The organism is Pseudomonas sp. NBRC 111143 (genome assembly GCF_001320965.1).
Taxonomy (GTDB): domain Bacteria; phylum Pseudomonadota; class Gammaproteobacteria; order Pseudomonadales; family Pseudomonadaceae; genus Aquipseudomonas; species Aquipseudomonas machongensis.
In genome coordinates, this window is sequence record NZ_BCBT01000048.1 from 24,001 (window position 1) to 48,878 (window position 24,878).

Here is a 24,878-nt window from a genome sequence, read left to right on the forward strand (position 1 = left end):
ACCTGCCGTGACCTCACTTCCGGCCTCAACCATTACTTGGAGAAGAACCATGATGCAAGACTGGAATGCCTACCGCGAATCGCTGCTGGTGCGCGTAGGCGACTATGCCAAACAAAGCCCCGACGTTATGCGAGGCCTGATGACCATCGACAATGCGGCCGTCAAAACGGCTCATCTGGATCCGAAGATCCATGAGCTGATCGCATTGGCTGTGGCGATCACCACTCGCTGCGATGGATGCATTAGCGTCCACACCCAAAAGGCTGTTGAGCACGGTGCTTCCCTCGAGGAAATTACCGAGGCGCTGGGCGTGGCCATTGCGCTGAATGCCGGTGCAGCACTGACCTACTCGGCGCGTGTCGTCGAGGCTTACCAGCAGCTACCGGCCAGGCAATAACTCGTATCGACGAGGGCCGATCGCCTCTGTAGGGGGGATCGGCGTCTTCGCATCCCCGTTTGGATAAACCGTATGTTGATCAACGCCGACTTCACTCGCCCCGCTGTTGTGGCTCCACACGAATACCAGTGGGTTGCTTCGCCCCAGACAGGTGTCGACCGCGTGATGCTGGATCGTGTCGGTGCAGAGAGAGCGCGTGCCACTAGCATTGTGCGCTATGCCCCGAACTCTTATTTTCCAAGTCATCTGCACCCTGGTGGGGAAGAGATCCTGGTGCTGTCGGGCACTTTCTCTGACGAGGTGGGGGACTATCCTGCGGGTTGGTATCTACGCAATCCGCCTGGCTCGAGCCACCGGCCGTCCAGCACCGAGGGGGCCACCATCTTCGTCAAGTTGCAGCAGATGCCTGCCTGCGAGCAGCACCACGTGCGTATCAATACCCGAGACCCGTCCAACTGGCAGCGCCAGGGCTCGCGTGAGTTGTGCCCGTTGTTCGCTGACGATTCAGAACAGGTGAGCCTGCAACGCCTGGGAGCGAACGAGTTGCTCTACGACGAGTTGCTGAACGGCTTCGAGTTACTGGTGCTGGAGGGCAGCGTAATGGCGGACAGACAGTCCTGTGAGCGCGGCGCTTGGTTACGAATGCCAGCAGGGCGGCACTTGGATGTCGTTGGTGGCCAACAGGGAGCCACCGTTTACCTGAAAACCGGCCACCCGGCTCATCCGGAGGTGAAAGCATGACCACGCAAACCACCCGTATTGTCATTGTTGGTGCCGGATTGAGTGGGCTGTATGCGGCCTATCTGCTGCAGCAGCAAGGCATCGGTGATTTCGTTGTTCTGGAAGCTCGGGATCAGCCTGGCGGACGCATTGCGTCAATCAATGCCCAAGGGCAGGTAGTCCAGCACACTTCAACGAACAGTATCGTTGATCGTTTCGATCTTGGGCCTACCTGGTTCTGGCCGGGCTACCAGCAAGAACTGGATGAGCTTGTCGACGCGTTGGGAATTGAGCGATTCGAGCAATTTGAAGCGGGCGACATGGTAGTGGAGCGTGCGTATGAAGGCCCTGCAGTGCGCACGCGCGGTTACGTAAACTCACCGCCATCCATGCGTCTGGTCGGCGGTATGGGAGCGCTGGTCGAGGCTCTGCTCCGCAGAGTGAATCCACAGAAAATAGTCTCCGGCCAGACCGTGCACCTGCTTCGTAAGCATGACTCCTATGTCGAAGTCGAAAGCCAAAACGCAAACGGCGTAGTGACGACCTGGCGTGCCGAACATGTGTTCCTGGCGCTCCCGCCACGTCTGCTCGAAAGCACGGTCGACTTCGAGCCATCCTTGCCTGCGGAACTTGCCAGGCAGTGGCGAACGACTGCTACGTGGATGGCTCCTCACGCCAAGTACATTGCAATCTACGAGACACCGTTCTGGCGAGACCAGGGACTGTCCGGTGAGGCCCGCAGCATGCGGGGACCTCTGGGAGAAATCCATGATGCCTCGATGCCAGGCGGCAGCTCGGCACTGTTCGGCTTCATCAGTGTGCCAGCGAGTACACGCGGCAAGATCCCTGACGAAATGCTGCGAGAGCTTTGCCGAGAACAACTGGCCCGGATGTTCGGTCCCGCAGCGGCGATGCCGAAGGCCGAATTCATAAAAGACTGGGCTCAGGACTCTTGCACGGCCACCAGCGCCGATGTGAATGCGATTGCCCAGCATGCAGTCGTGCCCGCCACCAGCGCCTCTTGCGGGCCCTGGCATGGTTGCCTGACGGGCATCGCCAGCGAGTGGTCCTCTCAGTTTCCTGGATACCTCGCCGGTGCCGTAGAGGCGGCCCGATTGGGCGTGCAGGATCTGATTTCACTTAAGGAGTGATGACCATGACAAGCACCTACCGCGCCATGCAAGTCAGCCGTCCAGGGGTTCTCGAACTGGTGGAGCGTGCAACGCCAACGCCCGGTATCGGGGAAGTACTGATCGAGATTGAGGCCTGCGGCATTTGTGGCGCTGACGCCAGTGACATCGACGGGGCAGATCCAACGCTGCAGCCTCCGCGTGTGCCCGGCCATGAGGTGGTTGGTCGAATTGCTGCACTAGGTGAGCACCTTCCCTCGATTTGGCGAGTCGGCCAACGGGTTGGCATCGGGCGTCTGGGCGGACACTGCAATGAGTGCACGCAATGCCGCCAAGGGCTTTTCCAGCTCTGCCAGAACCAGCTCATCGTCGGTGCCTCCTGCGATGGTGGCTATGCCGAAATGATGATTGCCCGTGCCTCAGGGCTCGTGTCGATCCCGGACGAGTTGAACGCAGAGGAAGCCGCGCCAATTCTCTGTGCGGGTATTGCCACGTTCAACGCATTGAAGAAATCCGGAGCACAGGCCGGCGATACCGTTGCCATTCTCGGTATTGGTGGTCTTGGTCACATGGCTCTGCAGTACGCACGCCGTATGGGCTTTCGCGTGATTGGCGTTGGTCGGGGCAGCGATATCGCGCAGGACGCGATGGATCTGGGTGCCCATATCTACATCGACGCCAATGAAGAGGATGCAGCAGAGAAGCTGAAGGCCATGGGTGGTGCGCATGCCATCGTCACGACCATCGGTGTCCCTGCGGCCGTCTCCGCGCTAATGCCAGGCCTGACACCGCAAGGCCGTCTCGTACTCCTGGGTGCCGGCAAAGACCCGCTGCCCGTATCCAGCGGCCATCTGGTCGTAGGAGAGCGTAGCGTACTGGGCTCCATCACTGGTACGCCTTACGAGAACGAAAGAACGCTGGGGTTCAGTGTGCTGGCTGGCGTGCGCCCAAAGATTGAGGTGATGCCTTTGGAGCAAGCTAATGAGGCTTATCAGCGGATGAAGTCAGGTGACGTCAAGTTCCGCATGGTCTTGACCGTCGACCGGCAACGCCTCAGCCCATCCACCTCAGATGCTGGCATTGAGCTGGCTCAAGCCAAGAGCGCACAGCGCCCATGACAAACACCAGTTCCAGCATCGCCCTACAACACGACTCCTTGCTGCTTTCGTGAGCAGTTGCGTTGAGGGCTCAACGACCCGGTTCGTACGAGCCAGTACACGTTTGCCTGATGAACGTCCGCTTCTGGCCGTTTTCTGCCCGTGGTGAGAGGCAGAAAACGGCCAGGAGCGGACGCTCCAGATGCCCTCACCATCCGCTGGATCAATATGCGCGCAGCGAAAATACCAATGGCGCCATCAGGCGCCATTGGTGTTTTCATTTTAGAGAGCGAACCTGAAGGTTGCCCTCCAAAGCCTGACGAGACGACTCAAACCGCAGCAGGAATTGCCGGGAAGTCGATCGTCGTGTCGTTCACACGGTTGAACAGGTTGGTGAACATGATGACCGAGATCGCCAGGCTGATTTCCGCCAACTGCACGTCGGTGTAACCCGCAGCCTTGATGGCCGCAAAATCCTGTTGGCTCACGGTACCGCTGGTTTTGATCAGCAAGGTGACAAAGCTGATCAGGGCATCGCGTTTCACGTCGCCAGTCGGACGGCCAGCACGCACATTCTGAAGCACTTCAACGCTTAAGCCGGTCATTTTGCCGAGCATGAAATGCGCGGTTTCGCAGTAGTCGCAACCGGTCAGATGGCTGACCAGCAGCTTGATGACTTCCTGATCCTGTTTGCTCAGGGTGCCGGCGGCCAGTGCACCGTCTGCGCCCAGGATTGCACCCAGACCCGCCGGGGTCAGGGCACCGATCGCGGCGTAGGTGTTAGGCACCATGCCGACAGCCTTCTTGATGTTGCCGTACAGTTCAGCGGTAGCGCCGGTTGCGGTTTCGATTGCAGGGGTGTGAATGCGGCTCATGATGTCTCTCCAAGGTGGATGTGTATCGGGTGAGACGCTACTTTAGGAAATACATCCGATACCGATAAGATTGGAAAGACTCACAAACAACCTCATTCGTCTCAAATCAGGAGTGTTCCATGAATCCCCCTCTGGATTGGCTCAGTCAATTGCTGGCGATGATTCCGGTTTCCGGCCGACTGGACACACGATGCTATTACGGTGCGCCCTGGCAGATCACTTATGAGCCATCACCTCTGGGCGAGATGCCCTACCACATAGTCCTGACCGGCTCTGCGATGGTGAACGCACAAGGCGATTACCCGGCGCAGCAACTCCATGAAGGAGACATCATCCTTTTCGCCCATGGGTCGGCGCATATCCTTCACGATGGCGGTGAAAAAAAGGCAGGGCAGGCACTTTTCAGGCAGGAGCTGAACTTCGTCATCAGTGAAAACCTCGAGGCCGGAGAACGGCTGGAAATGCTCTGCGGGCGCTTCATCGTGAAACCGCCTTATGATCGCTTTCTACGTGCGTATCTGCCGCCCCGGTTGATCGTAAGGGCGACGCCTGCCCTCCCCGTCGATCATTCCACCGCAGGGCAATTGGCGAGTCTTGTAGGGTTGATGCGTCATGAATCGGCCAGCCCGACCCTAGGCGCTCACGCGATGCTGGGTGCACTCTCTGCGGCGTTGTTTACCCTGGCGTTGCGTCGAGCGAGAGAAGAAGCAAATACTCCCTCGGGCCTGCTGGCGATGGCGGGCCATCCTCGTCTTGCACCGGCATTGAACGCGATACTGCATGACCCGGCTCATACCTGGACACTGGAAAACCTGGCCGCGCTTTGCAACATGTCGCGGGCGACACTGGCCCGGCATTTCAAGGAGCGCATCGGCTGCACCACCAATGATCTGCTGACAGACGTTCGAATGACCCGAGCAATCAACGAGCTTAAAAACCCTTCAAACTCGACGGAACTGGTCGCCGAGCGCGTGGGGTATCAATCGATCACCGCTTTTCAAAAGACCTTTAAACAATATGTCGGAATGAGTCCCGCGCAATGGCGCAGGCTGAACAAGGCCAATGCCTGATCAAGGCCACGCACACCCAGCCAACATACGTGGGGAGCTTGATCAGGCAGGCACACCATCGGCACTCACCGATTTCATCCAGTCACGGGGATTGAGCCCCGTTCTTCGACGAAAAGCCCTGGCCAGCGCTGAGGAACTTTCGTACCCCACCTGATCGGAAATCAGTGCGATGGGGCGACCTTCGCGCAGCAGTTTCTGAGCGAGGCTGATGCGCCAACTCAAAAGGTATTCAGCCGGTGTCTGGCCCACGGTATTTTTGAAGTGAGCGGCGTAACTGGCACGCGACATATTGCACACCACAGCCAGTTCCGCTATCGACCAGGGGTGCTGCGGGTCTTCATGAATCTTCACCAGCGACCGAGCCAGACGAGGATCGGCCAGCCCCGCGATCAACCCTGACTTGAGCTGCTGGTGATCGAGCAAATGCCGGAACAACTGGATCACCACCAATTCAAACAACCGATCCAGAGCCGCCTGACGGCCACACTGATCGGCTGCTGCCTCCTTGAACAGCCAATTCAACGTGTCGGTGAGCATGGGCAGTTCAACCAGGGGCATAACGATCAGGTCCGGCAAGGAGGCTGCCAGGGGATTATTAACCCCGCCTGCAAATTGCAAGGACGCACACTGCAAATTCGCGACTCCCGCATCGCCGCTGATCAACCGGTGCCGGCTGGGCCTGGGCACGAAAATCAGACTCGGCTCGGTCAGCACCTGCGTTGGCTGGCCTGAAATTTCGAGCCTCATCTCACCTGCCTGCAGCAAATGGATGTGCCCTCTCTGATCGTTGCCATCGAACGCACTTACGCCACAGAGCTCTCCGCTATAGAACAGATTTGCGCGTACCCCGAACAGTGACAACAGCGTGGACAATCGATCCATAAATTCACCGAATTAGACGATTAGCATCATATCTTTGACTATTTGCGTCCTTAGCGATCAATTCTCGAAGCAGTATAGCCCCGTACCCAACGCGGGCTGCGCGGTGCGACCGGAGACTGAAGGATGTCTCACCAGGTCAAACTGGCCATGGAGGAAGTCACTCCCTGGCCTCGTCTGAAGACGTCGTCGCCCACTTTGCGTCCTCCTGAAAAAGGTCGATGGCGATCTCACGTATCACGCCTCGCCAACCTCAACCCTTTAGACGACGTTACCGGAGAAACAACATGAGCACTTCCACTGTGAACCAAGGCAACACCACCGCTGGCCTTCTGAAACAAGGGCTCGGCGACAAAGTTACCCAACTCGGCATAGGCAGTCTCTACTTCGCAATGACCGTCATTTACTTGTGGTTTGGCGGCATGAAGTTTTCTGCGTATGAAGCCAACGGCATTTATGGATTTGTCAGCAACAGCCCACTGCTTTCCTGGATGTATGGCTTCATGAGCATGCAAGGCTTCTCCAATTTCCTGGGCGTGCTTGAAGTCTCGGTAGGCTTGCTCATCGCCGGTCGTCTTGTATCACCCAAGCTGTCTCTGCTGGGAGGTGTTTTGTCCGCGGGCCTCTTCATCACCACGCTGTCGTTCATGCTGACCACCCCCGGTGTATTTGAACCGACCCTCGGCTTCCCCGCGATCTCGGTGGTTCCAGGACAATTCTTGCTCAAGGATCTGGGGCTTCTGGCCGCGTCGATATTCGTGGCGGGTACCTCACTGACCGCACTGGAGCGAGAAAGCATCAAGGGCTGACGGTCAGCCAGTGCAACAAGCTAATGGGCCTTCAGATGCGTCGAAGGCCCATTTTTTATTCCGACGCAAAAACAGTCGCTATGGGGGGCAAGGCAACGTATTGGTGGATGGCGAGGAAGTCACGATCTGCCGACGGCGGGCCAAATTTCAGGAACAATAAATAACCCCTAAAAAAGCATTTGACAGGTTACTGTTTCGAGGAATAACCTCTTAATCGTGATTGTAGAGGTTACCAACAACTCAAGAGACCTCCGTTATGTCCGCCTTTCTGCACAGACTCCCAAATAGCTGAACCGTGCACCGGTGCACGGACGCATCTCTGATCCACTCAATTATTGAGCATCGCGCTCATCTTTCACTGGAGAACGAAATGTCAGATCAACATTCAGCAAACCTGCACCACAACCCGGTCGACGTCGTGCGCGGTTTTTACGCTGCGCTCGGCCGGGGCGATGTTCCCGCCGTCATCGCCTTGCTCGATGATCAGGTGCAATGGACTGAGGCCGAACGATTCCCCTACTACAGCGGAACCTGGGTTGGGCCACAAGCCGTTGTAGACAACCTGCTCAAGCGTCTGGCTGCGGACTGGGACAACTTCACCGCAATCGCCGACGACTTCATCGTTCAGGACACCCGGGTCGTCTCCCTGGGGACATATGCCGGAACCTACAAGAAAACCGGCAAACATATGTCCTCGGACTTTGCCCACCTGTGGACGGTAAAGGGTGACAAAATCACCAGCTTTTTGATGTACACCGACACGGCAAAGGTGCTGGAGGCACTGCACGCCCCCGCTTCGAACATCGCCGCCACTCAATCGAAATTTGCCGAGGCTGACGGCGTACGTGTTTTCTATCGTGAAGCAGGTGACCCTTCGTTACCGACCCTCCTGCTGCTCCATGGTTTTCCGAGCTCGTCTCACCAGTTTCGCCAGCTGATCCCGTTGCTCAGCGAGCACTTTCACGTTGTCGCGCCTGATCTTCCCGGTTTCGGTTTCACCGAAGTGCCAGCGGAGCGTGGGTATGTCTACACGTTCGACGCGCTGGCCAAAACGCTGGCTGATTTTGTCGACGTCGTGGGGCTGAAAAGCTACGCCATGTATGTATTCGACTACGGCGCACCCACGGGCCTGAGACTGGCTGTCAAACATCCAGAGCGAGTGACAGGGCTGATCTCACAAAACGGCAACGCCTACCTCGAAGGGCTGGGCGATGCATGGGCGCCAATCAGGGCCTATTGGGCCGAGCCTTCGCCAGCCAACCGGCAAGTGATCGCCGATGCAATCCTGCATCTGGCGGGAACGAAATGGCAGTACGAGCATGGGGTGAGCGACCCAACCGCCATTGCGCCGGAGTCCTATACGCTGGATGCAATGCTTTTGGAGCGTCCCGGCAATAAAGAGATCCAGCTCGACCTGTTTCTCGATTACGCCAACAACCTCAAGTTGTATCCCGATTTTCAGGCGTTTTTGCGCGCCACGAAAATCCCGACACTGGCGATCTGGGGGAAACATGACCCTTTCTTTATCCCTCCCGGCGCAGAGGCGTTCAAGAAAGACAATCCCAATGCAATCGTAGAACTGCTGGACACTGGGCACTTTGCGCTGGAAACACATGCACAGCATATCGCCAGTCGGATCATTGAAGTGTTGGCTGGAGATTCATAACAGTCGCCATAAACAGACCGGATCGTCAGCCGAACTCCTGGGCCAAAGGATTGGCCTCGTTCTGCGGATTCATTTCATGGAAGGAATGACCTCAAATCGCCCTGCGAAAATCCGGCACTGGCATCAGGACAGACTGCAAGAATTAGTAACTTGTCAAAATAATTTTGAGTGGTTACTCTACTTCACAACTCAGAGACCCAAGTGATCGTCATGACCCATCCCGAGAACGGCCCGGCAATTTTTGTCGCTGATGCCCCCGCGTTAGATTTTTTGAACTCCGTGGCCAGTCCTGGCGGTACAGAGATCGACTGGATCAGCGATGGTGCCGGCTGGATCAACTGGCTGAAACAAACAGGATGGGTTGATCTAGCGATCCTTCACAACATTGAAGTCAAAGCCATGCCCGGCGAACTGGACATGGTCGCGTCCCAGGCGCAAGCACTCAGGGCATGGTTTCGCGAGTTCGTCATTAAATACAGAGGCAAACCCCTAGTTGCAGAAGCACTCAGCGACCTGGCAACCCTGAACCATTTGCTGGAGAGAGACGACAAGTATTCATCTATCGTCCCGGATCCGGTAGAACCCTTGCGATTCCAGTATCGGCAGCTGAGGCGTTGGCCTACACCACAGGCACTCTTGCTGCCGGTTGGGGAATTACTGGCTGATTTCGTTTGCTCAGAAGACTTCACGAATATCAAAAGCTGTGAGGGGGTTGGCTGCACGTTGATGTTCATTGACCACACCCGAGGGAAAAAGCGACGCTGGTGCAGCATGGCTGTGTGTGGCAACCGGGCCAAAGCGGCGGCTCACCGGGAACGAAGCAAGGTTTCGGGTAGCTGAGAGAGATTGACTCCTCATCTTCGCGACTACAATCAGGGAGCCGTCAGTGGCCTTGGCGGTTCCCCCTCCAATCGTGTTTGACCAGGCAGAAAATGGAGCGCCCCTCCTATGCTCATACCTGCCCTCAGTGCCTTCCTCGCGTTCGTCACGGGATATGCCATAAAGCGCGGCAATATCTGTGCGGTCGCGGCCGTCCATCAGTGGGTCCAGCACAAAGACAGTTATCACCTACGAGCCTTCCTGACCGCCATGTGTTGCTCCGGGATTGCACTGATATCAATCACGTGGTCGATGCCAGGTGTTACCAGCCTGTCGCCTGCTTATATGACGACGCTCGCAACGCTATCGGGCGCAGTCTTGTTTGGAATTGGCGCATGGGTGAATCAGGCGTGCGTGCTCGGAACGGTCGCGTTCTTGTGCAGAGGAGACATCAACTACGGCTGTACGCTGATTGGCATGTTTCTCGGATCGATCATGGGTCAATACGGGTCACAGCCAGTGCTGCAGTCTCCGGTTTCACCCCTTGAATCGCCCAGCGGATTCGCGCTCGCTGCCGGCCTATACGGCTTTGGCCTGATTTTCGGCCTCAGGCATCACGTTTTCCGTCACCCCCGACGTTCGGCAAAATACCGGCACTTCAGTAACAACGGCGAACTGTTACCCATGATGATTATCGTCGGCGGTTGCTGCGGGGCATTGCACGCGTTGAATGGAGAATGGACTTATCTTGCGGCGCTTGTTCGACTCGCGGCACGCACTATAACGGCATCCGCTGGCAGCCCCATTTCGACAATCTGCATCTATGCCTTTGCTGTTTTCGCCGGAGGTTTGTTCTCCGCTTGGCACAGTGGCGAATTCAGAGCGTCTTCTCTATCAATGCGCCTGGCTTCTCGCAAACTGGCAGGAGGTACGGCGATGGGATTTGCAGCCTGCAAAATTCCTGGCGGGAATGAGTCCATGTTGTTCTATGGCGCTCCATCACTGGCAACACACGCGATCGTCGCTTATGTGGCAATGACCCTGACAGTGCTTTGCATAACGTATATCCACCACGTTGCTCGTCAACAAGCCTGAGTTCTCGTGCAATCCGACTAGCGAACGCACGGTATCGCAGTAGCCGCAACCGGTCAGATTGCAGGCTGAATGCGGCCCTTGGTGAACGCCCCAAGAGCCTGCCTGATCAGCCGCAGATGACGATGTAGTCGTTCCTCTGCGTAACCCGGCGTGACTACCTTCCACGAAGTGAATGTAACGGCCCTGCACCTCATCGACTGGCAGGTACTCATCAACGTCACGACCAGATCCGTGTGGCATTGAGTCCATTGCCCAGCATCTGTCGCGTGCCCTTTGACATCGGTTCTTTCCTGGTTTGAGCAACGACCAGCAGGCAGAGACGCGCCTCTGAAAAAGACCTCGCTTCACACTCACTCAGATTGATTAAGAACGGGATGCCGCCGCACTTTAACGTTGCGACTGTCCGCTTCGGGTCGTTTGCAGCCCATGACGACAGGCGGCAATCCGCAAACAGCAGTAAGTAAAGAAATATTGTCCTTATCGGTATTTTCAGCGGTTAAAGGAAAGATTTCTTTTCCTTACTGCTGGGATTTTAGGGCATGGCAAGAGGCCGAGCTTTGAGCGCGGGTTGAGTCAAAGTTAGTCCTGGAAAGCGAAAACTGTGGGCTGGGCGGATCTCAAAAAAAAAGGATCCTAAATCACCCAATCATCCGATCTTAGATTTCAATACGGCATCATTTACCTTAACGTATGGCAGATTGACTTCACCATAAAAACGTTTCGGGGATTGCATGGACGTACGCTATTGGGAAGGAGGTCTCCTTTCTTTTGAGATCGACGCTATCGACAAGATAGCCAAAGCATTTGGGCCCAAAGAGCTTCCTCCGGAACCGGGGTCAGGCTCCACGAAAGGGAATTCGTTTGACGTACTGAAACAATTGAAGAAACCTGAGGCAGGCCATGGCGTATGGCCTTGGCGCGGATACGCAGGCTTTCGTTTTGCGAACTCGCGGGGCTCAGATGGGGAGTTCGATCTTGTCATCGTCACTCATAGCATCGTTCTTGTTGTCGAGCTTAAGCACTGGCGCGGCGAGATCACCAACCACGGCGGTAAATGGCACCAAGACGGTAAGGAAACAGAAGTCTCACCGGTAGACAAAACCCGTCGGAAAACCTTTGAGCTGAGAAAACGAATCAAGGGCCTAAAGTCTCGGCTGCCTAACGGGAAAGAGCCCTGGATCGACTTCTGCATTGTGCTCACTGGCAAATGCACCCTAAATCTTCCTGAGGTCGAGATGCAGCATGTCATGCTGCTGAACGATTTTCTGGAAATGGCCGACCCTAAGCGGTTTAAAGACCGATTCAACGCGCGCTCGAATATCGGCTTGAATGAGCATTTCGGCTTCTTCGATGGCGTCATCAATGAGGGCACGGTCAAGCCCAAAGAGCTTGTTGTCGACGACTACCGTGCGCAGTCTCAAGCGGTGTTCACACACCCTACAGAGGTCTACCGAGAGTACGACGCGGTCAATATCCATAACAAGGATGACCGTGCGATGGTCCGGCTCTGGGACTTTTCGAAGCTCGATGACACCCGTGCTCGAACGGCTGAAGGGCGGTACCGAATCCTCTCGCGCGAGAGGGATGTCATGGTCTACCTCCGTCTGCGCGATCAGGAATTGATGAATCGCTGTGCTCGCCCTAAGCGTAATGCCAGCCCCGACAGTGTCACCGAGCAATATGCCGAATTGCTTGAAATGCCGGACGGGCATTACCGCCTAAACGAGTTCATCAACCGCTTTGTGGAGCGAATGACTGCGCTTGAGCGCGTCCAGCTTTTTAAAATCCTTCTGGCCCAATTTGCTGGACTGCATGGATTCAACATTGCTCACCGTGATTTGGGTGACCACAGCGTGTGGTTCACTCCATCGTCATCGATCGCTCTTTCCAATTTCATCAGTGCCTATTACCAGCCTGTCGGTACTCTCGGCGATTTGCGTACCCTGCTGAGCATTGGTGCGATCGCGCTCCCTGAAGACCAGGAAACTGCGATGGAAGGCAGTACGCCATTTTGTCGTGATGTCTTCGCGCTCGGGCTGTTGGGTTGGCATCTGCTTCAGGCCCGGCCAATGCCTCTGAAGCTCGATGTCGCCTACGTCGCAAGTATTCAAGCTCAGGTTGAGTCATCAGAAGAGTGGCCTGCAAACGTCCTCGTGCAAGCATTGCAGAATGATCCAAAGGAGCGGTTCGATCATGCCGGTGCATTTCAGCAGGCATTGAGCGAGTCTACCCCGGACAACTCTGCCAGTTTTGAATTTGATAACCGGCGGCTGGACGTTTTCTCTACCGATCTACGGCTGAGTTCCGCTTACCGGGAGGACGATGACCCTATCGCCGACACGGCAGAGAAATTGATTTATCGATCCGGCGCTCTAGTCGTGAAATCGTGGCCCTCGATCAATGCCCGGGATCCCAAGAACGGCCAAGGGCCGATGTTGATGGCTTTCTTTGAAGTTTTGGAACAGCTGAAAGGCAGCGGTTTCGCCTTTCTGCCAAAAATTGAACACTTTGGTTACGATCGCAGCGGTAACCCTTTCCTGGCTCAGGAGCATATCGAGGGTGAGCACTGGGATGAGCTGAAGGGGTTGCCGCTTGAGACCCGTATCGTCGTCGCCCACGGGCTAATCGAAGCAGTTGACGGGTTGCATGGCCAGCAATTGAGCCACGGCGATCTGCATCCACACAACGTAAAAGTCAATGTCGGTTCCGCTCCCGAAAATACCCAGGTCTACTTGCTCGACTGTCCGGATTTTTCGGCTTCAGGCGCGTCACCGATCAACACCCTCTACAGCCCCGTACTCGAAAACTGCACCCCAGCAGAGCGAGACAACTTTGCTGTGATGAGAATGGTGTTTGAGCTCTTGGACATGGACTGGGACGTGCCGTCGCAAAAGGACATTCCCGCCCTGAGGGCGGCCGTCGCGCACGAGATGGATACGGAGTCCGGCTTTCTTTCCCTGGAGCGTTTCAAGGATGCTCTGGAAGCTGCTTTCACGCCTGCGAAAACCATTGAAAACGTCTCTGTCGTCCTAAGAAACAGAAGTGGCGATGCATTTGAGATCCTACCTGACAACGGGAAAGTATTTGTTGTCGTGAAACCCGACCAAAGAGCCCCCACCAAAGCCTTGGAGGTGACGTTCGCAGGTGTCGGCGGGCAGTTACTGACGGAGTTCAATCCTGCTTCCAAGCAGTTTGTAAATGCGTTCAGGGCCAATCAGGAGATGCGGGTTCCCGCCTATCTGGCGCGTCAGGCAAACCACCACATAGAAGCACGGTTCAGCGTTTCGGGCGGTGCCAGCGTCAATGTCTATGAGCTGACCAAGCTTCTGGCCAAAGATGAGGCGTTTTTAAATCTCGCCGCGCAGGTGCATGACGCTGAAGTTCGTAAGCAAGCGGCCATTGAGGATGGTGAAAGCGTTGCGGACTCGATTACTGGTGAGGACGAGGACAACGGGCTGGCCATAGATGAGGCGCAGCTAGAAGCTGTGAAAGTGCGAAGTTTCCCTGTCAGTCAGATATGGAAAACTATCACCTCTACTGAACTTGAGGCCCAGCCCTCTTTCCGTGTTTCCGAAGAACCACACTTCCACAAGGATGGCGTAGGACTTTTGATTCCGTACGCCATGGATGCGAAGGCCCTTGAGAGTTTTGAGGCGGGAGACAACATCCGACTAATCCTCAGAGACGGGGAAAAGGACATTGATATCGGTGAGATCAACCTGGGCATGAGCGTGCGTGATGCAGTCTACGTACTTGCCTCCAGTCGTTCGAAACGCGTACAGGCTGATTCTCAATTGTTCCTCCAAAGCCGGCAAAACAAGACATCAATGACGCGTCGTCGTGGTGCGATGGAGCGGATTTTGAACCGGCAGTCGGTGCTGCCAGATCTGATGGATTACTTTGACGAAAAATGCAAACTGGCACCAAGGGGGTATGCTGAAGAGCCCACCGATGCGGACTTTGCAGTGTACGAACGTACCACTGCTAGTGGCACGGTCATCGGACTGAATGAGGCCCAGCGCGCCGCATTTACGCAGCTTATCACCACAGGCCCAGTGGGGCTTTTGCAGGGACCTCCGGGTACAGGTAAGACGGAGTTCATCGCGGCCTTCATCCATTATCTGATCAGCAAGGTCGGGGTGCGAAATATCCTCCTTGTCAGCCAGTCTCATGAAGCTGTCAATACTGCAGCAGAACGGATCCGCGCGCACTGCCGTCGACTGGACACCGAGCTAAACGTTGTGCGCTTCAGCAATCGTGACCAGGTTGTCTCTGAGGAGCTACTGGACGTTTATTCTCGCAATATTATCGACCGCCAGAGAAATGGGTTTAGCGCTGAACTTAAGGAACGCGTGGGTTCCATGGCTTCGTCACTGGGTTTGAGTAAGGTTTTTGTCCAGACGATGGTCGATGTAAATCAGCGAGTGTTTCACTTGGTCAGATCGTTGAAAAAGCTGGACGAGGAAATTTTGCGCGCTCAGGGAAACGGAGCAGATCGAATGGCTTTGCAAGCGCTGAAGTCCTCTCTGATGGGCGAGCTGAATCTTAATGCCAGCTTGTTTCTTGGCGAGCTGGGCGAGGGCGAAAGCACTCCCCAAGAATTGCTGGAACGCATCTATGATCACGTCCAAACGGTTCATGGAGTGCGGCCTCCGGAATTCAAACACTGCCTTGACCTGATCCAACTTTCTCACGAGTACGTCGAGCGCCTGTCGAGCAACAGGGCCAATTATGATGAGTTCCTCATGCGGTCCCGGACATTGGTTTGCGGCACCTGTGTGGGTATCGGGCTGCAACATCTTAAGCTTGCAGAAACCCATTTTGATTGGGTCATCATCGACGAGGCTGCTCGATCGGCGCCGAGTGAATTGGCGATCGCCATGCAGGTTGGCTCCCGGGTTCTGCTGGTCGGCGACCACAACCAGTTGCGTCCTACGTATGAGGAAGAACATAAGGTAGCCATTGCCCGTTCCCTGGGCGTTACAACCAGCTCAGCTGAATTCCAGCAGGTCATGCGCAGCGACTTTGAGCGAGTGTTCCAATCCCAGTATGGGCGTGCCACTCGGGCGACGCTCAATACGCAATATCGAATGCTTCCAGCGATTGGCGATCTGGTTAACGAGATCTTCTATGACATCGACCTTGAGAATGGCTACAGACCAAGTCCTGCCTATTTTTCACAAAAGGTACCTGAGTGCCTGTCCCATGTGGTCACTTGGCTCGACACCAGCGAGTTAGGCAAGAAAGCCTACGACAGCGGCACGCTGAGCCTGTCTAACAATGCTGAAGCGGATGCGATCATACGGCTGCTGGAAGAAATCGCAGAGGACACCGAATTTTGCGCGGGCATGGCTATGGAGATGGCCGAGTCGCAAGAGCCTCCAATCGGGGTCATCTGCATGTACCTCGATCAGCGAAAACTAGTGAGAAAGAGATTTGCCGAGAAAATCTGGTCGGAGGAGTTCCGCAAGCTGGTAAAAATCGAGACCGTCGACAGTTATCAGGGTAAAGAAAACAATATCATCATCGTCTCCCTGACTCGGGCCAAAGCGGATCAATCACCTGGCTTTTTGGCGACTCCGAATCGTATCAACGTCGCGATGTCACGCGCGATGGAGCGGTTGGTCATCGTAGGCAGTTTGAGCATGTGGAGCGGCAGGAACGCGAGGCTTCCATTGGGTCATGTAGCCAGCTTTATCCAGACGAAACAGGACACGATCAACTACTGCATCAAACCAGTGACGCCGGCTAGGAGGGTTGTCTGATGGAGCTTAACCCAGTTGTTCTATTCGAGCTGGACGTCGTGGTGCCCGCGCAACAGTTCCGTATTGAGTACACCCTTGTGGACAAAGGGGGCCTGCCAGTGGTACCGGAATTTCTTCTGCGGTTACTAAAGATTTCGGCGCTGCTGCCAGCAGAAATCGCCAATTATTTCGGGTTTACAGCGCAAGAGCTCAGTTTTGCCATCACACCGTTTCTACAAACGGGGGAGCTTAAAACGCGCCCTGATGGACGAATAGAGCTGACCGATAAAGGCCGTGGCTTATTTGCCGGTAACCATGAGTCACCGATTGTGAAGCGCAAGGAAGAGCGCGAGCAGATGTTCGTGTTTGAGCTTCTAGCGTTTACTTGCCTTGGAAAAAGCCTTGGAGATGCCGACTCCAAACGTTGCCTTGAATTGCAGGCGCCAAGCGATACACATTCCGAGTCCGGTGCGAAGGCCGTCGGTGCGTTCATGCGTCAGATTTACGACATTTATCGCGCTGGTCACCTGGGTGGGCAGGCACAGGATGGGGGGCCGCCGGAGCTATACAAGGTCGCAGGCGTTCAAAAAGTAAGGGATGGCTGGGAGAAGATAGAAGAGCGTGTAAGCATTGATGCCGACTCTCGGCAGGTACGCTTTGTCGCAAAGGAAGGTCTGCGCGAAAACGAGATCTACATGCGTCAGCGAACGGAGCAGTTGAGCCGCATGCTGGGTAGAGGAAACCTCGATCAGGTTCTTCAGCTCGCCGACATCCTGGGAGATTCGGACGCCTACGACTTTGTGTCTTCAAATGGGCTGGACCTTTCTGCTCTCTACAACAGCGCGAGCGCCGTTGCACAGGTTAGAGAGTCTTCCGGGCTGCGACTTTTTGGATCGCTTCAGCTACAGCAAAACTGGGATAGAGTTTCTTCGGTGCTGCGCAAACATCAGAAAACACTTCAGGGTGAACCGCAAGCCGCCCCGATTAGCCTGTCCTGGTTAGCTCCTGCCTCTCACGAACTCTGGGGTCGCTCGGCCAGGCATGCTCAGATTTGCAGTGCATTTTCTGATCTCTCAAAAACAAAAAGCAAGGGTGGCGGGAATGATGGTAAACCTGTATTCGGCGCTAAGATTCTGATCCCTGTTTCTGCCAGCGATGATTGGCCGGCGATTAAGCGCGCAAAAGGCGACTGCAACAATGCCAGACTGCTTCTGTGCGGCTTTGTTGAGTCGGAGCAACTGGCTCCGCTTGAGGCGATGGTCATTCACGGAAGATGCGCGGTCGTGATTTATCATTTGGTTTTGCCGACGTTGTCTCCGGTGCCTATCCCATTCGGATTCATCACGGAGGATGCTGCCAAAATCCTTAATGTTGAAAACCTGATAAACCGCACGATGGGCGAGTACGTCACAGGTAATACTCAACGCTACCTCGGTAGCTTCGAGCGCCCCGCCGCTTGAGCGCAGCGACTGGGAACGTTCGCAGCGGTGGGGTATGCAGATGCTCCGCAAGGGCTTTGTCGTCAAGGTGCTTCAGCTCTTCGCAGCTTTGCCCACACTGGGCTATGAGAATTGATGTTATGCACGCAGTGCGCCCGCAGCTCGCGTTGCGGGAAGACATCGGGGAAATCGCAGACGAGTTGGTCGAGGAGTTTAATAGAACGTCGGCACTCAGAACTTGGGGGGATGTGCATCGCTGATGGCGCACCCAGGTAGTGCCCCAGTAGCGCTGCTGTTCCCATCATTCGCTAGGCGAGTGGTCACGTCCGATGCATACGACTGGTCAAATGGGGCGCAATTTCCCACAAGGTGGCAGACCTTTGTGGTCTTTTCAGATAGAGGAAATCGCAGGTGCCAAGTAACGACGTTTTGTGGTTCAAACTCGACAAAGAATTAGTAGCTAGCTTTGCCGAGGCCAATCTCGTTGATCTCAACTGGGATGACTATGTGAAATATGACGAAGGTCTGGAGATCAAGCTCAAGGCCAAAAACGTTTCCTATGAAATGAATGGGAAAAAAGATTTCAAGGAATACTCAGAGATTCCTGCCCGGTTCGTACATTCGAAAGGCGATGCGATTGCCCTCTCACCAGGAGGCTGGCGCCCTCTAGCTTTCATTCCGAACGGCGCTGTGGTCCTTTTTGACAAAAATGCCTTTGGCACCGTCAAGAACCACATCGACAAAAAAGGAAATCCTCAGCCAAACGCCATCCAGGTAGTGGTTGATCTCTTCCAAAACAGGGAAATAACTATTGATCCCAAGCCAATCCTGCTTGAGGGGAATAATCGGTTTGACAAGCGACTTCCGTCACTTGAAGAGATGCGCACAGAGCTTGGTTTCTTCACCACCAAGATGCAGGAACGTGCCCCGAACCTGACGATAAAGGCCACCGACGCTTCGCTTTCACAGTTGCATAAGGCGAGCGCCGTCTTTTTCCGAGGCCTAGAAGCGATTCTTGAGTTCATTGATGCGGTTTACAAAAAATACGAGTCGGGCCACCGCTTTCCTCGGAACCTAGAGGGTTTCAAAGCGATCATCAGCTTGGCCAAGGCCGCCAACGTACAGAGTTTTCATCTGATATTCGCGGCAATTGTCTTCAAAGCCGTAACCGGCGAGAAGCACAACCCCATCCTCAAGCTATTGAAATTCAATAAACCTAATTTCATCAACGATGGTCACTCGTTCAATGGTGCTCTGGACATTTATTCCCTCATTCTGTTCCTGAGTGAAATCCGGAATCACGGGAGCAACGTTTTCTTTGTCACTGCCGATAAAGACCTAATTCATCTGTGGAACGATATGAATGCGTTCATGATGGTTAATGATGAACCAGGTGTTCTCCATTTCGACATGATGTATTTCCTCCCTGGTCTTGAGGGAAGTGAAATCAGTGAGCTTCAGGAGCTTATGAATGGCTAACCATGAGCCTGGTGAAAATGGCTAAAGCCTTCTGAAAATCCCCGTTTCAGAGTTGGTTTCAGGGCACTGTGAATTTTACGGCAGTGAGAATCCCTCGACCGCTGATACCTCTAATCGCAGCGCACTATCCAAAGTTCGTCCAGCTTGGTCGTATAAGATCGGCTCATCATCTCACGGCGCATTCCCCAGTCAGGTGATGCTGGAACACTGGCAGCGCGCAGTGTGCCCCGGCCCCATCTTCCGTTGATATTGTCTAGGACCTGCATCAGCCGAACGCATTCTGCAGATTGCTTGGGGGCAAACAGGTCTTCGGTGAACTCACCTGGCTGCCTCAGATCCATCAAAAGCACCTCAGCTTTGCTGTAACGGAAGCCGGGACGAAAGATTTTAGCCACTGCGTCGGTGGCCATTTGCGTCATGAGCAAGCTGTCACATGTCGGGTAAGGCAGTTCTACCATCACTCCCTGAGCGTAATGGGCCTCGTCAGGATTGAACATACCAGTGCGGATGCTCACTCGCATGCGCTTACACATCGAACCTTGAGCTCGGAGTTTTTCCGCAGCGCGTCCAACGTAAGTAGCCACCGCCTGCTTGATCGGTTCAATCTCTGTGAGGCGTTTGCCGAATGCCCGACTACAACAGATCTCTTGCTTTGGCGGCTCGACCTCTTCAACGTCCAAGCAAGATATGCCCGCCAGTTCACGGGCGGTCTTCTCCACCACCACGCTGAATTTTTGCCGCAGCATCTTGGGATCAGCCGTTGCCAAGTCCATAGCCCTCAGGATGCCCATGGATTCCAGGTGCGCTGTCATTCGCCTGCCAACTCCCCAGACTTCCCTTACCGCGGTATTACGCAAAACCCAGTCTCGCTTGAAAGGATCACGGATATCCACAACGCCTCCAGTTTGAGCCTGCAAGCGCTTGGCGGTGTGGTTGGCCAACTTGGCAAGGGTTTTAGTGGATGCTATTCCAACACCTACCGGGATGCTCGTGCAGCGTAATACTCGGGACCGAAGATCACGGCCGAATGCCTCAAGGTTACCGGGCATACCACCTATGCTTAGCCAGATTTCATCGATCGAGTACCGCTCACAGGAATCGACTGTTGATTCCAGAATGGTCATGACGCGTTCGGATATGTCGCCATACAGGGCATAATTGCTGGAAAACGGCACGATTCCGTGCTGCCTCAGTTTGTCTCGAATCTGGAAATATGGCTCGCCCATTTTTACGAATGGTTTTGCATCGTAGGATCGAGCTATCACACACCCGTCGTTGTATCTGAATGACGCTAACAGTTAGTAGTGCATAACATATTGATATTTAACGATATTGTTACGCTAACAATTTTTCGTCCTTCGCAGCCTAAATCAGGGCTTTTCAGTCCGACCCACCTCCATGCGGCCAACTAGCTGCCCGCCTCGAATGTCGTGTCCCTGGGGCCGCGAGGCCCCAAAAAACTTTGAATGAACTTCATGAGCGTGCACATCTGTTGTCGGCTGGAGTCGTTCGGTTGTTCGGAAGAGCAGGCGAAACCGAAAAGCACACGGAGTCCTCGCATAACGTCCTTGGCTCGCAGCACTATTACGGAGACCGAAGCGTTCCCGGCCAATCAGGGCTGCTGAGAGGGCCTACATCACCGACACTCCCGGCCTTCTCCGCACCCTGGAGCGCCAAGGTACTTTCGGCCGGCCAGGCGCTCGGGCAGCCAGATGAGCAAGGGTGCCGCCCCCAGTGCCAGCAATAGCCACAGTCTGGAGAACTGCTCGCCATGCGGGTCGAAGCCATAAACCAGCAGCCCGCCGAGCGCGAGCAACAGGAAGTACGGCGCCGTGAGGTAGCAGTGAAGTCGGCGGCAGCGTGCGGCATTGACCAGGCAGGCGCCACCCATCACCGCCAGCGCGGCGCTTGCGGCCAGGAATAGCGTGGGGTGTCGATCTGCCAGAAGAATGGTTAGCGTCGCGACAACGGCAGGCAGCCCCCAGAAGCTGATCACCTGCCATGTCTGGCGCAGGCTGTCACCCCTGCCGAGTTCATTAGTCTTAATGTTCATGTTTGCACCTCGCATTCTTTACCCGGCGCAGCAGGACAATTGCTTCACGTCCTTACTGAAGGTTTGCGCCGCGAGCTTCAGGCCCTCGACCATGGTCAGGTAGGGGAACAATTGGTCGGCTAGTTCCTGCACCGTCATCCGGGCGCGGATGGCGAGGGCGGCCGTCTGAATCAGCTCGCCCGCTTCCGGGGTCACTGCCTGCACGCCCAGCAGTCGGCCCGAGCCCGTTTCGGCGACCAGCTTGATGAACCCCCGTGTGTCAAAGTTCGCCAGAGCGCGCGGCACGTTGTCCAGGGTCAAGGTGCGGCTGTCGGTTTCGAGGCCGGCTTGGTGCGCTTCCGCTTCGCTGAAGCCGACGGTGGCCACCTGCGGGTCGGTGAACACCACGGCCGGCATGGTGTCGAGATTGAGCATTGCCTCGCCGCCGGTCATGTTGATCGCCGCGCGATTGCCGGCCGCCGCCGCGACATAGACGAACTGCGGCTGGTTGGTGCAGTCGCCGGCCGCATAAATATCCGCTTTGCTGCTGCGCATGCCCTGGTCGATCTGGATGGCACCGCGTTCATCCAGCTGCACGCCGGCCGCTTCCAGGTTCAGGCCGTGGGTGTTGGGCGTGCGTCCGGTGGCGACGAGCAGTTGGTCGACCCGCACTTCACCGTGCTTGGTGGTCAGCACGAACTCGCCGTTGGCATGGGCCACCTGGCTGGCTTGCGTCTGTTCCAGCACTTCGATGCCCTCCAGGCGGAAGGCCGCCGTCAGCGCTGCGCCGATGGCCGGATCTTCACGGAAGAACAGCGAGTTGCGCGCCAGGATGGTGACGCGGCTACCCAGCCGGGCAAAGGCTTGCGCCAGCTCCAAGGCCACCACGGATGAGCCGATCACGGCGAGCCGTTGCGGAATACTGCTGCTTGCCAGCGCCTTTTCCGAGTTCCAAAAGGGGGTATCTTGCAGTCCGGGAATCGGCGGCACGGCCGCACTGGCGCCGGTGGCAATCAGGCAGCGGTCGAAGGTCACGATGCGCTCGCCCCCCTCGACCAGTTCCACACTGAGCGTGTGGCTGTCCTGGAAGCGGGCGGAGCCACGCAGCACGGTGATGGCTGGGGTGCTTTCCAGAATGCCTTCGTACTTGGCGTGGCGCAGTTCGTCGACACGACCCTGTTGCTGGGCGAGCAACCGTTCGCGCAAGACAAGCGGCGGCGTGGCGGGCAGTCCGCCATCAAACGGACTTTCGCGGCGCAGATGGGCCACGTGCGCGGCGCGAATCATGATCTTGGAGGGCACGCAGCCGACGTTGACGCAGGTGCCGCCGATGATGCCGCGCTCGATCAGGGTGACGCGGGCCCCCCTTTCTACCGCCTTGAGCGCGGCCGCCATGGCGGCGCCACCACTGCCGATAACCGCCACGTGAAGCCTGTCACCCTCTTTCCCGGCGTCAGTGCCACCGCTCAGCCAGCCCCGTGCCTTATCGAGCAGGCCGGGACGGGTAGGTAGCGTGATGTCTTCGAACGCCGCTCGATACCCCAGGGCCTCGACGGCGGCCTGCATTTGTTCACGGCTTACGGCCTCGTCGACCTTCAATTCGGCCCTCCCACTGGCGTAGGAAACATCCGCCCGATGCACGCCCGGAATCTTCTCCAAGGCCTCTTTCACATGCACGACACAGGATGCGCAGGTCATGCCAATGATTTTCAGTTCGGTCATAACGTTACTCATTGAATCGTCTCTTGTCAGGTTCACTGGTTTGGCGGCGTCGGACAGGACGCCGGGGAGCAACGGCGGTGCGCGGGCGACACGAAGTCCCAGATGGACACCCCAAACATGACGGCCAGGCCGATATAGAGCAGCCAGCCGCTCCGCCAGCCGTGAGCCAGCATCAAAAACACCGCTACCAGCACCAGGGCCGGGCCGATCAGGCCAGGCGCAGCGCGTCGCCACTGCCGGTGACTGAACCAGCCGAGGGCATTGACGAGCAGAGCCACGCCGGCAAACAACGGCAACAGCGTGGTGATGAACAGGCCTTCCCATTGGCTCAAAAAGCCCAGTCCGATCGTGGCGCCCAGGCTGGCAAGGGCGGGAAAGCACGAGGCGCAACCTATGGCGGAAACCAGCACGCCGACGGAACCGGCTTTGTCACCGATCCGTGTGAACAGATTGAAAGAATTTGCCATCGGAATGCCCGCCTATTGCTTGACGCTGGACGGGTAGCCGGCGTCCTCTGTCGCCTTGGTCAGCGCCTGCGCACTGGTCTTGGCATCGTCGAAGGTGACGATGGCTTCGCGCTTCTCATAACTCACCTCGGCCTTGGTCACGCCCTCGACCTTGGTCAGCGCTTTCTTCACCGTGATTGGGCAAGCGGCGCAGGTCATGCCCGGCACCGACAGGGTGATGATTTGGGAGGCGGCCCACACTGGGGAAACCACGGCAATGAGGGCGAGAGCGGCAAGCAGCTTTTTCATGACCAACTCCTGATTAGTAGAACAAGGGGAGGATGTAGGGGAAAGCGAGCGCGACCAGCACCAAGGCCATCACGACCCAAAAAACGAGCTTGTAGATGGTGCTTACCTGGGGATCAGCGCAGACCTCACCGGGTATGCAGACTTGAGCCGGGCGGAAAATGCGCCGGTAAGCGAAGAACAGCGCAACCAGTGCCGCGCCAATGAAGAACGGGCGGTAAGGTTCCAGAACGGTGAGGCTGCCGATCCAGGCACCGCTGAAGCCCAAGGCGATCAGCACCAGCGGCCCCAGGCAGCACGTGGACGCGAGGATTGCCGCCAGACCTCCAGTGAGGAGTGCACCGCGCCCATTTCGCGATTCAGACATACGTTCATCCTTCCGAGTGGTTGATCGATGGGTTAAGGTTATTTCCGTAGTTAGGTACGGGGTCAAGCGGCATGCACAACGCGGTGGAAAGCCTGACCATCGGCGCCTTTGCCAAGGCAGCCGGGGTTAACGTGGAAACCATTCGGTTCTATCAACGCAAGGGGCTGTTACCCGAACCGGACAAGCCCTACGGCAGCATTCGCCGCTATGGCGAGGCGGATGTCGCACGGGTGAGATTCGTGAAGTCCGCGCAACGGCTGGGCTTTAGCCTTGATGAAGTGGCCGGACTGTTGCGACTGGACGACGGCGCGCACTGCGACGAAGCGCGTGTGCTCGCCGAGCAGAAGCTTGAGGATGTGCGTGAGAAACTCGCGGATCTTCAGCGGATCGAGTCGGTCTTGGCGCAGCTGGTTGATGACTGTTGCGCGAGCCAAGGGACAGTGAGCTGTCCGCTGATCGTTTCGCTGCAAGCGAGCAAGTGACCGCCCGCACTTCGCGCGTTAGCCCACGATTTCCCGTTTGTCAGGGCTCTCTGTTTGTCGGTCTGAAGGTGGAAAGAGCGGCGCTCATTGAGCGCCGCTGACTGGGCAAAGGAGCACTTGCAAAGGCCCTAGGTTGGTACTGCTATTTGCCCTTGTGCATCAGTGGGGCGGGCCCACGTTGCATCTGGTCGAGTAGCACATATCTACCTTGCAGGCGGACAGCCGGGCTGCGCTTCGCTTCGCCACGGCCTGCCGCCGTGGCGCCCAGTTGTTCAATCTTCTTGACGGTTTCCGCCACTAGGAT

General features: G+C 56.2%; 20 protein-coding genes and 2 pseudogenes. 14 read left to right on the top strand and 8 right to left on the bottom strand.

The genetic code is table 11. The annotated features are described in order from the left end of the window. The first annotated feature begins 52 nt into the window (after positions 1-52). The 4 genes from APH44_RS21980 (at position 53) to APH44_RS21995 (ending at position 3,365) form a co-directional block, all read left to right on the top strand. Positions 53-397, top strand: coding sequence for a carboxymuconolactone decarboxylase family protein (locus APH44_RS21980; RefSeq protein ID WP_217989952.1), 345 nt, complete (start codon positions 53-55; stop codon positions 395-397). A 72-nt stretch (positions 398-469) separates the two neighbouring features. After that, entirely contained in the window at positions 470-1,138 is a 669-nt protein-coding gene (locus APH44_RS21985) for a cupin domain-containing protein (RefSeq protein ID WP_054894525.1), read from the top strand. Continuing rightward, entirely contained in the window at positions 1,135-2,268 is a 1,134-nt protein-coding gene (locus APH44_RS21990) for an FAD-dependent oxidoreductase (RefSeq protein ID WP_054894526.1), read from the top strand. The genes APH44_RS21985 and APH44_RS21990 overlap by 4 nt, the downstream gene beginning before the upstream one ends. Before the next feature lie 5 nt (positions 2,269-2,273). Next, positions 2,274-3,365: an alcohol dehydrogenase gene (locus APH44_RS21995; RefSeq protein ID WP_082412231.1), complete on the top strand. Its 1,092-nt coding sequence runs from the start codon at positions 2,274-2,276 to the stop codon at positions 3,363-3,365. Positions 3,366-3,673: 308 nt separating this feature from the next. Here APH44_RS21995 and APH44_RS22000 read toward each other — a convergent pair whose 3' ends face one another. Beyond that, positions 3,674-4,219: a carboxymuconolactone decarboxylase family protein gene (locus APH44_RS22000; RefSeq protein ID WP_054894527.1), complete on the bottom strand. Its 546-nt coding sequence runs from the start codon at positions 4,217-4,219 to the stop codon at positions 3,674-3,676. 119 nt (positions 4,220-4,338) lie between these two features. On the opposite strand from APH44_RS22000, the gene APH44_RS22005 reads away from it, so the two are divergent. Next, positions 4,339-5,289 carry an AraC family transcriptional regulator gene (locus APH44_RS22005; RefSeq protein WP_054894528.1) on the top strand — a complete coding sequence of 317 codons (951 nt, stop codon included), beginning with the start codon at positions 4,339-4,341 and terminating at the stop codon, positions 5,287-5,289. 42 nt (positions 5,290-5,331) lie between these two features. On the opposite strand, the gene APH44_RS22010 is transcribed toward APH44_RS22005, so the two are convergent. Next, positions 5,332-6,171, bottom strand: a complete 840-nt coding sequence (locus APH44_RS22010) for an AraC family transcriptional regulator (protein ID WP_054894529.1) — start codon at positions 6,169-6,171, stop codon at positions 5,332-5,334. Positions 6,172-6,455: 284 nt separating this feature from the next. Here APH44_RS22010 and APH44_RS22015 point away from each other — a divergent pair, with 284 nt between their 5' ends. From APH44_RS22015 to APH44_RS22045, 8 genes and pseudogenes are all read left to right on the top strand, one after another. Next, on the top strand, positions 6,456-6,977 hold the full coding sequence (locus APH44_RS22015) for a YkgB family protein (protein WP_054894530.1): 522 nt from the start codon (positions 6,456-6,458) through the stop codon (positions 6,975-6,977). Between the two features lie 370 nt (positions 6,978-7,347). Beyond that, positions 7,348-7,707 (top strand): annotated as a pseudogene (locus APH44_RS30470) (nuclear transport factor 2 family protein); the annotation flags it as partial. 72 nt (positions 7,708-7,779) lie between these two features. Next, positions 7,780-8,643: an alpha/beta fold hydrolase gene (locus tag APH44_RS22020; protein ID WP_224459427.1), complete on the top strand. Its 864-nt coding sequence runs from the start codon at positions 7,780-7,782 to the stop codon at positions 8,641-8,643. A gap of 210 nt (positions 8,644-8,853) precedes the next feature. After that, the gene (locus tag APH44_RS22025; RefSeq protein WP_054894531.1) at positions 8,854-9,483 is read left to right on the top strand and encodes a CGNR zinc finger domain-containing protein; all 630 of its coding nucleotides are present in this window, start codon (positions 8,854-8,856) and stop codon (positions 9,481-9,483) included. Positions 9,484-9,591: 108 nt separating this feature from the next. Beyond that, positions 9,592-10,557: a YeeE/YedE thiosulfate transporter family protein gene (locus APH44_RS22030; protein WP_054894532.1), complete on the top strand. Its 966-nt coding sequence runs from the start codon at positions 9,592-9,594 to the stop codon at positions 10,555-10,557. A gap of 731 nt (positions 10,558-11,288) precedes the next feature. Then, a complete protein-coding gene (locus tag APH44_RS22035; protein ID WP_054894533.1) occupies positions 11,289-16,322 on the top strand; it encodes an AAA domain-containing protein in 5,034 nt (1,677 codons plus the stop codon). Further along, the gene (locus APH44_RS22040) at positions 16,322-17,761 is read left to right on the top strand and encodes a hypothetical protein (protein WP_054894534.1); all 1,440 of its coding nucleotides are present in this window, start codon (positions 16,322-16,324) and stop codon (positions 17,759-17,761) included. The genes APH44_RS22035 and APH44_RS22040 overlap by 1 nt, the downstream gene beginning before the upstream one ends. Before the next feature lie 390 nt (positions 17,762-18,151). Then, the gene (locus tag APH44_RS22045; protein ID WP_054894535.1) at positions 18,152-19,219 is read left to right on the top strand and encodes a hypothetical protein; all 1,068 of its coding nucleotides are present in this window, start codon (positions 18,152-18,154) and stop codon (positions 19,217-19,219) included. Between the two features lie 110 nt (positions 19,220-19,329). Here APH44_RS22045 and APH44_RS22050 read toward each other — a convergent pair. The 6 genes and pseudogenes from APH44_RS22050 to merT all read right to left on the bottom strand — a co-directional run. Next, positions 19,330-20,496, bottom strand: a pseudogene (locus APH44_RS22050) (DUF4113 domain-containing protein); the annotation flags it as partial. Between the two features lie 359 nt (positions 20,497-20,855). Then, entirely contained in the window at positions 20,856-21,272 is a 417-nt protein-coding gene (locus tag APH44_RS22055; protein ID WP_054894536.1) for a hypothetical protein, read from the bottom strand. An 18-nt stretch (positions 21,273-21,290) separates the two neighbouring features. After that, positions 21,291-22,973, bottom strand: coding sequence for a mercury(II) reductase (merA, locus tag APH44_RS22060; protein WP_008567178.1), 1,683 nt, complete (start codon positions 22,971-22,973; stop codon positions 21,291-21,293). A gap of 32 nt (positions 22,974-23,005) precedes the next feature. Continuing rightward, positions 23,006-23,440, bottom strand: a complete 435-nt coding sequence (gene merC, locus APH44_RS22065; protein ID WP_008567179.1) for an organomercurial transporter MerC — start codon at positions 23,438-23,440, stop codon at positions 23,006-23,008. A 12-nt stretch (positions 23,441-23,452) separates the two neighbouring features. Next, positions 23,453-23,728 (bottom strand): mercury resistance system periplasmic binding protein MerP, encoded by a 276-nt coding sequence (merP, locus tag APH44_RS22070; RefSeq protein WP_008567180.1) that lies wholly within the window; start codon positions 23,726-23,728, stop codon positions 23,453-23,455. A gap of 13 nt (positions 23,729-23,741) precedes the next feature. Continuing rightward, positions 23,742-24,092 (bottom strand): mercuric ion transporter MerT, encoded by a 351-nt coding sequence (merT, locus tag APH44_RS22075; protein ID WP_021205791.1) that lies wholly within the window; start codon positions 24,090-24,092, stop codon positions 23,742-23,744. Between the two features lie 71 nt (positions 24,093-24,163). On the opposite strand from merT, the gene merR reads away from it, so the two are divergent. After that, a complete protein-coding gene (gene merR / locus APH44_RS22080) occupies positions 24,164-24,574 on the top strand; it encodes an Hg(II)-responsive transcriptional regulator (protein WP_008567182.1) in 411 nt (136 codons plus the stop codon). Positions 24,575-24,878: the final 304 nt, after the last annotated feature.

Excerpts from the sequence above, each read along its gene's own strand:
- APH44_RS21980 (WP_217989952.1), top strand. The coding sequence starts at position 53 with ATGCAAGACTGGAATGCCTACCGCGAATCGCTGCTGGTGCGCGTAGGC.
- APH44_RS21985 (WP_054894525.1), top strand. The coding sequence starts at position 470 with ATGTTGATCAACGCCGACTTCACTCGCCCCGCTGTTGTGGCTCCACAC.
- APH44_RS21990 (WP_054894526.1), top strand. The coding sequence starts at position 1,135 with ATGACCACGCAAACCACCCGTATTGTCATTGTTGGTGCCGGATTGAGT.
- APH44_RS21995 (WP_082412231.1), top strand. The coding sequence starts at position 2,274 with ATGACAAGCACCTACCGCGCCATGCAAGTCAGCCGTCCAGGGGTTCTC.
- APH44_RS22000 (WP_054894527.1), bottom strand. The coding sequence starts at position 4,219 with ATGAGCCGCATTCACACCCCTGCAATCGAAACCGCAACCGGCGCTACC.
- APH44_RS22005 (WP_054894528.1), top strand. The coding sequence starts at position 4,339 with ATGAATCCCCCTCTGGATTGGCTCAGTCAATTGCTGGCGATGATTCCG.
- APH44_RS22010 (WP_054894529.1), bottom strand. The coding sequence starts at position 6,171 with ATGGATCGATTGTCCACGCTGTTGTCACTGTTCGGGGTACGCGCAAAT.
- APH44_RS22015 (WP_054894530.1), top strand. The coding sequence starts at position 6,456 with ATGAGCACTTCCACTGTGAACCAAGGCAACACCACCGCTGGCCTTCTG.
- APH44_RS22025 (WP_054894531.1), top strand. The coding sequence starts at position 8,854 with ATGACCCATCCCGAGAACGGCCCGGCAATTTTTGTCGCTGATGCCCCC.
- APH44_RS22030 (WP_054894532.1), top strand. The coding sequence starts at position 9,592 with ATGCTCATACCTGCCCTCAGTGCCTTCCTCGCGTTCGTCACGGGATAT.
- APH44_RS22035 (WP_054894533.1), top strand. The coding sequence starts at position 11,289 with ATGGACGTACGCTATTGGGAAGGAGGTCTCCTTTCTTTTGAGATCGAC.
- APH44_RS22040 (WP_054894534.1), top strand. The coding sequence starts at position 16,322 with ATGGAGCTTAACCCAGTTGTTCTATTCGAGCTGGACGTCGTGGTGCCC.
- APH44_RS22055 (WP_054894536.1), bottom strand. The coding sequence starts at position 21,272 with ATGAACATTAAGACTAATGAACTCGGCAGGGGTGACAGCCTGCGCCAG.
- merA (WP_008567178.1), bottom strand. The coding sequence starts at position 22,973 with ATGACCGAACTGAAAATCATTGGCATGACCTGCGCATCCTGTGTCGTG.
- merC (WP_008567179.1), bottom strand. The coding sequence starts at position 23,440 with ATGGCAAATTCTTTCAATCTGTTCACACGGATCGGTGACAAAGCCGGT.
- merP (WP_008567180.1), bottom strand. The coding sequence starts at position 23,728 with ATGAAAAAGCTGCTTGCCGCTCTCGCCCTCATTGCCGTGGTTTCCCCA.
- merT (WP_021205791.1), bottom strand. The coding sequence starts at position 24,092 with ATGTCTGAATCGCGAAATGGGCGCGGTGCACTCCTCACTGGAGGTCTG.
- merR (WP_008567182.1), top strand. The coding sequence starts at position 24,164 with ATGCACAACGCGGTGGAAAGCCTGACCATCGGCGCCTTTGCCAAGGCA.